We start from the raw sequence: 11,719 nt of genomic DNA on the forward strand, positions 1-11,719 counted from the left end.
CTCCTTAGTTTACCTTGTCCCAAGTATCTTTTAAATCAACAACACGATGAAAAACTTTTACTTCACCATTCACTATTTTATTGACGCAATAGTAACCCAGTCGCTCAAATTGAAAAACTTCGCCCTCAGGTTGATTTGCCATGGAAGGCTCACAAAATGCTTGCAAAGTTTGTAATGAATCATGATTCAAAAATTGAAGAAAATCTTCTTCACGAGCAGGATTCGGATCCGTAAACAATCGATCATACTGATAAACTGTTATTGGATGCGCTTGGGCACAGGAAACCCAGTGGATCACTCCTTTGACTTTGCGATCCTCAGGATTTTTACCTAAAGTATTTTCATCATAAGTACAGCGTAACTCGATGATTTCACCTTGGGCATCTTTTATTACTTCATGACATTTAATTACATAGGAGTGGCGCAAACGTACCTCGGCTCCCGGAGATAACCGAAAATATTTTTTAGGAGGATCTTCCATAAAGTCAGAACGCTCTATGAATAACTCTCGAGAAAAAGGTATTTCTCTGCTGGGAGATTCTGGATTTTGATGGTAAAAATTAGCCTTAATTTGCTCTACTTTACCTTCAGGATAATTTTCTATCACAATTTTTACTGGATCCATAACACACAACGCGCGTTTTGCTGTTTTATTTAGTTCAGCACGGACACACTCCTCAAATAGAGACATATCAATAACTGAATCACTACGCGATATCCCGATGATCTCACAAAATTGACGAATAGCGGCTGGCGGGTAACCTCGTTTACGCATACCACGTAAGGTAGGCAAACGCGGATCATCCCATCCTGTTACTACGTTTTTTTCAACAAGCTCGCGCAACTTGCGTTTGCTCGTAACCGTGTGGGATAAATTTAATCTGGCAAATTCAGTTTGCACAGGCTTTGCTGGTAAAGGCAAATTATCAACCAGCCAGTCATATAGTGGTCTATGATCCTGAAACTCCAAAGTGCATAAGGAATGAGTAATTTTTTCTAAAGCGTCCGATATAGGATGAGCATAATCATACATAGGATAAATACACCAGGCATCGCCAGTACGCTGATGATGGGCATGGCGTATACGGTACAAAACGGGATCGCGCATATTCACGTTGCCGGATTTCATATCAATTTTGGCCCGTAAAACATGAACTCCGTCTGCAAACTCACCTGCTTTCATTCTATGAAACAAATCCAGGCTTTCCTCTATAGGTCTATTTCTATAAGGACTTTCCCGCCCAGGCTCTTGTAGGGTTCCCCGATAGGCACGAATCTCTTCCATGCTAAGACTGTCCACATAGGCCATATCTTTTTTTATTAATAAAACAGCAAAATCATAAAGTTCCTGGTAATAATCGGATGAATGAGTCATGGCACACCATTCAAACCCTAACCAGCGAACATCATCAATGATGGCTTTGACGTACTCATCCTCTTCTTTTATAGGATTTGTATCATCAAATCGTAAAAAACAGATTCCGCCAAACTCTGCGGCCAAACCAAAATTCAAACAAATAGACTTGGCGTGTCCCACATGCAAATATCCATTGGGTTCAGGCGGAAATCTAGTGACCACAGACTGGTGTTTGCCACTAGCCAACTCATCAGTAATCAATTGTCTTATAAAATGAGCCCGTTTTTCAGTAATTTCTGTCATTGCATTTTTCCATTGTTGTCGATTGCCTGCCGCATAGAGCTTATTAAAGAAGCTCCTGCTTGCAACGCATTTTTATTAGTTTCATGAGCTTGTAAAATGTTCGTGATCAGTGCTGCGCCAACAATGACTCCATCGGCAAAATGGGCAATCTCTGCTGCCATCGCTGGTGTTTTGATGCCAAATCCTACCATCAAAGGTAACTTGGTTTGCGCTTTTCGAGTTTGGTACTGGGCTTGCAATGCTGAAATATTAAGCGAATCCGACCCTGTAACTCCTTTTAACGAAACATAGTACAGATAACCTTTGGCGAATTGATTAATCAAAGCCATACGTTCATCTGATGTGGTGGGTGAGCAAAGAAAAATACTGTATAAACCATGCTTTTCCCAAACCCGGGCAACCCCCTCACATTCCTCAGGCGGTAAATCAACCAATATAGTCCCATCTACTCCCGCATCGGTGGCATGTTGAGCAAAAAGATCATAGCCGTACTGTTCTATAGGATTTAAATACCCCATAATGATTACTGGCGTATCTTTATCTTTCTGTCGAAACTCTTTGACCATCCGGAGTACGTCCTGAGAATGAACAGAATAAGCCAGTGCTCGTTCCATAGCATGTTGAATCACTGGCCCCTCGGCCATTGGATCAGAGAACGGTATACCCAGTTCCACAATATCAGCACCTGCTTTTACCAATTCATGCATCAACTCTACCGTCATACCAGGATTAGGATCTCCTGCGGTGATATAAGGACTTAGCATTTTTTTACCACTAGCATTAAGCTGTGCCAATTTCCGATCAATTCGATTCATAAGGTACCCGAATAAGTGTCAAAATAAAATTATTAAATTGTAATGCCATCAATAGTGGCAACTGTATGTATGTCTTTATCACCGCGACCTGACAAATTAACGATGATACTCTGCTTCTTGGACATGGTTTTAGCTAATTTCATAGCATAGGCTACGGCATGGCTTGACTCAAGAGCAGGAATAATTCCTTCTATTCTCGTCAGCATGCGAAAAGCATTAAGCGCTTCATCATCATTGATTGCCTCATAAGTCACTCGACCAGTATCCTTTAAATAAGCATGCTCAGGACCTACACCTGGGTAATCCAGACCTGCGGAAACTGAATGAGTGTCTTTTACCTGACCATACTCATCACAAAGTAAGTACGTACGATTACCATGCAAGACCCCAGGTTTCCCTGCAATAAGCGAAGCAGAGTGCTCCCCTGTTTCTAAACCCTTTCCTCCTGCCTCAACACCATAAATCGCCACAGTTCGATCATTTAAGAAGGGATGGAATAAACCAATTGCATTGGAACCACCACCCACACAGGCCACTAGAGCATCGGGCAGTTGGCCAGTTTTTTTCAGGAATTGCGCGCGCGCCTCAACACCAATGATGGTCTGAAAATCTCTAACCATTTGGGGATAAGGATGCGGTCCTGCAACAGTCCCGATGATATAAAAAGTATCATCCACATGACTAACCCAATCACGCATCGCCTCATTTAAAGCATCTTTAAGCGTCTTTGAACCAGAGGTTACCGGAACAACTTCTGCTCCTAATAATTTCATGCGATAAACATTACTTGACTGACGTTTAATGTCTTCTGAACCCATATAAACAACACATTCGAAACCGAATTTTGCAGCTACCGTTGCAGATGCAACCCCGTGCTGCCCGGCGCCTGTTTCAGCGATAATCCGGGTTTTCCCCATTCGTTTGGCAAGTAATGCTTGTCCCACTGTATTATTAATCTTATGCGCACCAGTATGGTTTAAATCTTCACGTTTAAGATAGATTTGCGCACCACCTACATGATTGCTTAACCGCTCAGCATGATACAAAGGATTAGGCCTACCTACATAATCTTTTAATTCCATATGTAATTCAGCGAGAAACTCTGGATCATTACGATATTTGGCATAACCTTGTTCTAACTGCTTTAAAGCATGAATTAAGGTATCTGCTACAAATACACCACCATATGGACCAAAATGACCATGTTCATCAGGAAGTTCTTTTTTACTCATTATATGCCCCATAATACCTTAACAAATTGACTCATTTTTTTATGATCTTTTACACCAGGCGTAGCCTCAATTCCACTGCATACATCAATTGCATAAGGTTTAGATACTTTAATCGCATCCAAAACATTAAATTCATTAAGACCGCCAGCCAGAATAAACGGCTTGGGTAAACTCTGAGGAATAATCTGCCAATCAAAAGCAATCCCAGTTCCTCCTCTACTCGTTTCCGAGGGCGTATCGAGAAGTATGGCGCTCGCTTTTAAATATTCCTTCATTACCTGCTGAATTTGACCGCTAGTTTGAGGTTGTATGGCTTTAATAAAAGGTTTATTAAAACGTTGGCAAAACTCTGGAGATTCATCACCATGAAATTGCAATAATTGGATAGGCAGCTCTTCTATTATTTGATGTACAAAAATCTCTTCAGGATTAACCAAAACGGCCACTGCATCCACAAATGGAGGAATATTTTTTAATAAAACCCTGGCTTTTTCTATAGTGATGCTGCGAGGACTTTTAGGATAAAAAATCAAACCAATAGCATCAACTCCCAGAGCTATAGCATGGGCCACATCTTCAGCACGCGTCATGCCACACATTTTGACTCGTGTACGAGATGAATTCAATTATTTCTCCCATAGAAATAAAGGGCCAGGATTATTCTGTATGAGAGCAAACTTCTGAGGAAAGTTGACTTGCACTAAATAGAGACCATATGAAGGAGCCGTTTCTGCACCCAGCTTTCTATCTTTAGCCTGCAAAACCTCATTGACCCATGAAACAGGATGTTTGCCAGAACCTACAGCGATTAATACACCGGCTATATTTCTTACCATATGATGTAGAAAAGCATTTGCAGTTATATCGATAATTATCAACTCACCAGAACGAGAAACTTGAACTTGATGAATATTACGCATAGGAGTCTTCGATTGGCACTCAACAGAGCGAAAAGAAGTAAAATCATTTTCCCCTAACAGGCTTTGTGCCCCCTGATGCATTAAACGATGATCCAGCTGCCTGTACTGCCAGGTAACATTGCTACGCAGTAAAGCCGGTCTGATTGCCCCATTGTAAATGACATAGCGGTATCGCCTGCTCAATGCAGAATAACGGGCATGAAAATCATCGGGCATCTCCTTGCCCCACTTAACACAGATATCTTTGGGCAAAAAGGAATTAGCGCCATGTATCCAAGAGCGAATCGTGCGCTCTTTGACGCAATCAAAATGAATAACCTGGTTCGTAGCATGAACGCCCGTATCGGTTCTACCAGCACATACTACTGCAATAGTACTATCGGCAACTTTTGATAAAGCATGTTCAACTGCTTGTTGAACAGTATGCAAGCCGGTTTGCGCTTGCCAGCCATGATATCGGCTTCCATCGTATTCAACCACTAAGGCAATACGCATTCAATATTCCTGATAAAAAGGGTCAATTTATAATACCCTATTTATTTTGTCTATACCTATTGATGATTGATTAGCAAAGATTATAGCGAAAGAACGCTTCCAGAGAAGAAAACATGAGGATTTAATCCGTATAGATTTATACGTAACGTCATCCCGAAACATCAACGTCATTTCGAACGAAGTAAGAAATCTCCTGACATGAGCACTGGACCTTCATTTGGAGATCCCTCACTTCGTTCGGGATGACGTTTTTTCCAAGGTACAGGGTACTGTATCAACGTCATTTCGAAACGGCAACGTCATTTCGAACGAAGTGAGAAATCCCCTGACATACACTTTAATCTTCCAATGGATTATTTATCTTTTATTTCATCAAGTAAACGTTGAGCTTCTGCCTTTTGGATATCATTACCATACTCCAAGACTTCTTCCAGAGAGGTTCTTGCAGATTCTATATCATCCATGCCTATATAAGTTTTGGCCAAAGCCAATAAGGTATCTAATGCGGCCTTGCTTTTTAATGAATTAGCCGTTTGGGGGGCTTCTGGTTTTGTCACTACAGCCTCGGGCTGCAATTCATTAGTTGTATCATTCTCATCAGCAATTTTTTCGTCTTCAGACTTAGCAAAAAACTCAGTAATTTCTGGATCAATGTCTATATGTTTATTCTCTATTTCGGGTTCACTTTTCAAATTAGAGTCTTCATCTTCAAGACTAGGCATGGACTCCTCGTTTATTGCTGACTTGCCCACTTTATCTTTCTCTTTCTTAACTTCTTTGGATTGATTTTCTTCTATTAAACTCTGAACAGGCGACAAAGTTGGGACAAAATCGATACTTTGGCTATCATCATCCGCTTGCTCTTCTTTGCCTTTTACCTTCTTTTCTGTTTTTTCTGGAATCAACTGATGTAAACCCGATTCAAATTCTAATACCTCATGATTTGATGATTCTTCCCTCTCCTCATTTTCTTCTGAATGTTCCGATATAGGCTCATTATCTGATGCTACAGCAGTTTTCTCCTCCGAAGAGGATTGATTTTGAACTAAATCCTTACTCATTTCCGGCTGCATTAGAGGTTCAAATTCTATAACTGACTGTTCTTTTGCCCGCTCTTCTGTGCCTGTTTTGTCTTCCTCTATTTTATCTTTCTCTTTTTTGTCTTTTTCTGTTTCATCAGTTATGACCGCATCACTTTTAATACTCATTTCCTGTTTTTCAAGAGGCAAATCAGGCACAGCAATCGGTTCCTGCTTAAGAGCTTCTTCTTTCTTTTTCTCGGTCACTTGTTTTTTTACCGGCTTATTCGCAGTCTCAATACTCTCGGTTTTTATTATCGCTCCGTTTTCAGCAAGTTCATCCTCCTTTTTAACTTTGCTGGGCTGTTCAACAGGGGCATTTTGCTCAATTTCTTCAACCTGGGACGATTGAGAAGTAAAAGCAGGCGCAGCTACAGTAGCCGAGATAGTGGCTTCGCCAACTTTTGGGGGTTGTTCGCCGTCCGGTATAAGATGTTTGGCCTCCACAGGAGTGCTGGTTAAATAAGGTTCATCACGAATTTCTTGTTCTCGATGTCTAAAATACCAATAAGCAAATCCGCCTCCTCCTGCCGCCACGACTAATAAGAGCCATAATGGCCACAAGTTTGAAGATTGATTATTTGTCAGAGACGAATTTGCTTGAGAAGCAACTGCCAAACGTTGTTTCATCATTAATTGCATTTGCTTCCTGATTACTTCCATTTCTTTATCGCGTTTCTCTAATTGCATCTGAAGTTTTTTATTTTGTTCCTGAAGCAGATGCAATTGTTCCATTAATACCGCATTAGATTCTCGTACAGTCTCCACTGCTGCTGTTGTGATAGAAATCTCAGCTTTAATATTTGAATCGCGTTCCAGATTTTGAGTCTTATTAGTCTGGACTGGTTGTTGATTGGCACTCACCACAGGGACAACCGGGTTTGGGAATAAAAATTTGGGTAATTGCATCGGAGTCGGCGTTATTTTTTGTATTGTGGTAAATTTGGGAATAGTCGGAATTTCCGAATTTTTTGCGGGAGAATTGGCATTAATCTGCGGAACAGGGCTAATTGTTTGACCATTCATATATGGCGGTGAGAGCACATGATTTATAGGTGATTTTTCATTCCATGCTTTATCATGAGCCATTACTTCTTCAGTAGCTAATTCAGCAGGCACTTGCATAATTTCGCGTGTAGCAGGAATCACCAGACGAATGCCGATTTTTAACCCATTTAAGTTACCATCTTTAAATGCATCAGGATTTGCCCCAACAATAGCAAGAACAACTTGTGGTAAAATTATTTCCGAGGTTTTATATCTTTGAGCAATTTGCCATACATTTTCATTGGTTACTGTAGGCCCATAAGTAGTTTTATTCTTATTATCCTTCAGAGCAACTGGATTATGTTGTACTTCAGTGATTACTTTTTTATTAATAACCCCTGACTCAGTATGATGTTCTGTAACCTTTTTATAATAGGTCGGGCTACTTTGAGCTCGCGTAGAAACTAATTGATATCCAGGAGGATCTAATAATACCGTATACGCTTTATATAACTGACCATTAGGCCAAGTCAAATCAACAACCAACTCCATATAAGGTTCAGTCATTCGTTCTATAGATTGAATTTTTATAACTATTTTACCCTTGACATTTTTTTCAATTTTAAAATTTAATAAAGAAAGTGCGGCAACGCGCTCAAGACCTATTTGATGAAAATTTTCAGGATCAGCAACCCCTACTTTAATACCCACTAGTGGTGCACTTCCTACATCGATTAATTCTATTTCGGCTAAAAAAGGTTGATCAAGAGACGATTTAACTGTCATTTCCCCTAAGCCAATTGCGTTAAGCGACATAGGAAATGTCAATGCAATTAGAGCCGCGTATAAGACAGTTTTTTTCAATCAAGGCTCCATGCAGGCTGTACTGGACGTAGTGATTATTAATAAGTAAAAATTAACATTAACTGGTGGTCTATTCAAGAAATCTGAATATTATTCTAATATAATCATTATGTTATGATCAATTGTAGACCAACAAAGCCTCAAAACAACCAAACCACCAACCCCCACCTCTAATTCGTCATCATTGCCCTCTTTATTCTGTGCTATGCTTTTCTATAACCTCCTTAAGGAAACATCAGGCAAATTCAGTCTCTGCAAAACCAATGGTAAGGCAGCTCTATGGAAAGAATTTATGGATATATTGTTTGGTTTACAGCAACATTATTTGTTGTTTATGCCTTTTGTTTAAATACTGCCTCTGCCGTTTTTTCAGATGCCATAAAAACCACTTTGGGTGCCAGCCCTGTTGGTGTTTCAATTGCGATGAGTGCCTTTATTCTTAGTTTTGCCTGCATGCAAATACCCGCAGGTTATTTACTGGATAAATTCAATCCACGACTTGTTGTAAGTGGGGGTATACTGCTCCTTGCAACAGGCAATGTACTGACTTCATACTCAGATAATATTACTTTATTCACTATTTCCAATGTCATACAAGGATGTGGTGCTTCATTTGCTTTTGTTGCCGCTGCGGTTTTAATACCACAATGGTTTTCTGAGAAACAATTTCCCATTCTCTTTGGACTAACTCAAACAATGTCTTGTATCCTGTCTGGAATTATCCACTATTATTTTACCGTTGAATTAAAGATACATACCTGGAACGATATCTATCGCGGCCTGGCACTATTTGGTTTTATATTATTTCTGCTCTCTGCTCTAAGTATAAAATCACCACCACATTATAGGCGTGGGGAAAATATTTCATTAAAAAACTCTCTGACCCTGGTTTTTAAGAACAAACAAATAATACTCTGCTCCCTTGCTGCTGCTACGTCATTTGGTGTTCTTTTAGCCTATGCGGGGACTTGGTATATCAAAATCCAGACTTATTATTCGGTAGACAATCTTCAAGCAGTTATTATTGGTGGAATGATTTTTTTGGGAATTGGCATTGGAACTCCATTTTTAGGCTGGCTATCAAATAAAGTGAAATCAAGAGTCATGGTTATTCACGTAACCCTCTGCCTTGGAACCATGTTCTTACTCATGGGCATCTCTCTCCCACACTTCGACTTTCGAGGTCTTATATTAGCTCAAATTATTTCCTTTTTGATTGGTTTTTTTCTTTCCGGTTCCATGCTTTTTTATTCAGTAGTAAGTGAGTTATCAACTAATGCCACGCGAGGAGTAGCCATTAGTGTATTGAATACAGCCGTTTTCTTATTTAATACATTAATGATGTTTATTCCCTACGCGTTCTTAACCTCTACGTCTACTGAGTTTTTTACTTATCTTTGGACCTTACCGTTTTTCATCTTGATTTCAATACTGTTGCTTTACTTTATTAAAGACAGTTTTTCATCTAAATGAGCAGGGAGTACGTCATGAATGACAAAACAGCTTACCGCGGAGCAATTTTCTATTTCAAAGATACGGCTACAATTGCTAATCTCCCTGTTAACAAAGACAAACAATCAGATGAAGACTGCCAATACGTCTATATAGAAGATGGCCTTCTTATCGTAGAGTCAGGAAGGATAATTGAAGCTGGAAATTATTCCGCTCTTAAAAATAAACTGACTGGCGCTAAAATTGTAGATTATAAAGGTAAATTAATTACCCCCGGCTTTATTGATACACATCAGCACGCGTCGCAAAGTGCGATTGTAGCTGCTTATGGAGAAAAACTATTAGAATGGCTGGATAATTACGTATTCCCCGCTGAAAGTACTTATAGTAACGATGAAAGCGCCAGGAAAGATTTAAATTTTTTTCTGGATCACCTCATAAAAAATGGCACCACAACAGCCGTATCCTATGGTCCCTTATTTTATAACGCATCAGATATTTTTTTTGAGGAATTAAAAAATAGAAGCATGCGTTTCATTACCGGCAATATTTTAATGGATATCAATTCACCGGACAGCCTGAAACTATCAACTGAACAAAACTATGATAATTGCCATGCCTTGATAGAAAAGTGGCATAATAATCATAGGCTTTCTTACTGTATTTCGCCTCGGTTTGCCTTATCTTGCTCAGAGCAAATGCTTGAGCTATGTGGCGCTCTAAAAAAAGAATATCCTGATTGCTATATCCAAACTCATCTTGATGAAAACATCAATGAAGTTGCGGAAGTTAAAAAACTATATCCATGGAGTAAACATTATTTAGATGTGTATGATCATTTTGGTCTGGTGACAGACCGAACTGTTTTTGGCCATTGCATTCATACCACACATGAAGAACTTGAATTATTTAAGAAGTCAGGTGCGATAATGTCATGGTGTCCTTTAAGTAATAATTTCCTGGGTAGTGGATTATTCAATTTTGGCCGTGCTATAAAATATACAGACAAAATCACTCTAGGCACAGACTGGGGGGCTGGTAACTGTCTTTCCATGTTTGCTGTGTTAGATGATGCCTACAAAGTGTCCATGCTCAATAATGTTCCATTACCCAGTATGATTCGTTGGTACCTTGCAACTTATGGCGCTGCAAAAGCACTCCAATTGGATGATAAAATTGGTAATTTTACCCAAGGGAAAGAAGCTGATTTCATCGTAATTGATGCAGATGCCACCGCCTATTTAAAATATCGCCATGAAAAAGTCAGTGATATTTTTGAGTTTCTTTTTATTTTAATGACTCTAGGTTCAGAGGAGAATATCAAAGCGACTTATATCTATGGTAAGCCCGCATATATTAATGAGCGTTAATTCGTTTAGCCACTGATGGTGTGATTATCAATAAATTTGCAACCACAACATCAGTGACCATTACGGTATCGATTTTTACTCTGGGACAGAGCGTTCTTCTTCAAAAAATGTCACTTGCCCCGTTTTTATATCATGTAGTCCGGCAACAATACCTACCTGCTTGCTCTGAAGCATTTCTTTAAGTATGGGACTTCTGGTTTGTATCTCTCTCACAACATTTAAGGCATTGGCCTTAGCAATGGCATTGACCAGCTTTGGATCTTCGCAATTTTTTGATCCCTCATCCTTCATTGTGGTTTGTATTACTGGTTGAATTTTATTCAACACATCAGTTAAGTGCCCCAATTGAGCTCCTTGACATGCACCCGCCACTGCACCACATGAGGTGTGTGCCAATACCACTATCAGTTTTGCACCAACGCCTTTAGTCGCATACTCCATACTTCCCAGTATGTCCTCATTAAGAACATTTCCTGCAACACGTAAGGTAAATAAATCAGCTAAACCTTGATCAAAAAAGAATTCGGGAACACTACGAGAATCCATGCAATTAAGTATCACTGCAAAAGGATATTGTCCATAAGCAGACATATAGGCTTGTTTTAAATAATCCCGAGATATTTGCTTGTGAGCTAAAAAACGTTGATTTCCCTCTTTCAAGCGTAGCAAAGCCTGTTTGGGTGTCATGTTTTGTTGCTTTGCCTGAGTCAGGGTTTTTCCAAGCAGAGGTAATTGCGTAGTAGATGCATAAGTAAAGCCACTAAAAAACCAAGCGATACAGCAGGTGAACAGCATGACTCTTGAAATTAAATGATACATTAATAAGCTCCTGTTTTTATTTATGT

The 11,719-nt window shown here is 39.5% G+C and carries 9 protein-coding genes; 2 read left to right on the forward strand and 7 right to left on the reverse strand.

All coding sequences use genetic code 11. The features are described from left to right. Window positions 1–4: 4 nt before the first annotated feature. The 6 genes from LOX96_RS11120 to LOX96_RS11145 form a co-directional block, all read right to left on the reverse strand. Complete coding sequence (locus LOX96_RS11120; protein WP_250421556.1) at window positions 5–1,660, reverse strand: glutamine--tRNA ligase/YqeY domain fusion protein; 1,656 nt, start codon at window positions 1,658–1,660, stop codon at window positions 5–7. Beyond that, window positions 1,657–2,475, reverse strand: coding sequence for a tryptophan synthase subunit alpha (trpA, locus tag LOX96_RS11125; protein WP_250421557.1), 819 nt, complete (start codon window positions 2,473–2,475; stop codon window positions 1,657–1,659). The genes LOX96_RS11120 and trpA overlap by 4 nt, the downstream gene beginning before the upstream one ends. 32 nt (window positions 2,476–2,507) lie before the next feature. Then, window positions 2,508–3,707 (reverse strand): tryptophan synthase subunit beta, encoded by a 1,200-nt coding sequence (trpB, locus tag LOX96_RS11130; RefSeq protein ID WP_250421558.1) that lies wholly within the window; start codon window positions 3,705–3,707, stop codon window positions 2,508–2,510. After that, on the reverse strand, window positions 3,707–4,333 hold the full coding sequence (locus LOX96_RS11135) for a phosphoribosylanthranilate isomerase (RefSeq protein ID WP_250421560.1): 627 nt from the start codon (window positions 4,331–4,333) through the stop codon (window positions 3,707–3,709). Before LOX96_RS11135 ends, trpB begins: the two co-directional genes overlap by 1 nt. Continuing rightward, window positions 4,334–5,122, reverse strand: a complete 789-nt coding sequence (gene truA / locus LOX96_RS11140) for a tRNA pseudouridine(38-40) synthase TruA (protein ID WP_250421561.1) — start codon at window positions 5,120–5,122, stop codon at window positions 4,334–4,336. 353 nt (window positions 5,123–5,475) lie between these two features. Continuing rightward, window positions 5,476–8,052, reverse strand: a complete 2,577-nt coding sequence (locus LOX96_RS11145; protein ID WP_250421563.1) for a motility hub landmark protein FimV — start codon at window positions 8,050–8,052, stop codon at window positions 5,476–5,478. Between the two features lie 279 nt (window positions 8,053–8,331). On the opposite strand from LOX96_RS11145, the gene LOX96_RS11150 reads away from it, so the two are divergent. Next, on the forward strand, window positions 8,332–9,525 hold the full coding sequence (locus tag LOX96_RS11150; RefSeq protein ID WP_250421565.1) for an MFS transporter: 1,194 nt from the start codon (window positions 8,332–8,334) through the stop codon (window positions 9,523–9,525). Between the two features lie 14 nt (window positions 9,526–9,539). Next, window positions 9,540–10,874: a guanine deaminase gene (guaD, locus tag LOX96_RS11155; protein WP_250421566.1), complete on the forward strand. Its 1,335-nt coding sequence runs from the start codon at window positions 9,540–9,542 to the stop codon at window positions 10,872–10,874. A gap of 75 nt (window positions 10,875–10,949) precedes the next feature. Here guaD and LOX96_RS11160 read toward each other — a convergent pair whose 3' ends face one another. After that, the gene (locus LOX96_RS11160) at window positions 10,950–11,669 is read right to left on the reverse strand and encodes a carbonic anhydrase family protein (RefSeq protein WP_250421589.1); all 720 of its coding nucleotides are present in this window, start codon (window positions 11,667–11,669) and stop codon (window positions 10,950–10,952) included. Between the last annotated feature and the right edge of the window lie 50 nt (window positions 11,670–11,719).

It is taken from the genome of Legionella maioricensis (genome assembly GCF_023618015.1).
Taxonomy (GTDB): Bacteria; Pseudomonadota; Gammaproteobacteria; order Legionellales; family Legionellaceae; genus Legionella; species Legionella maioricensis.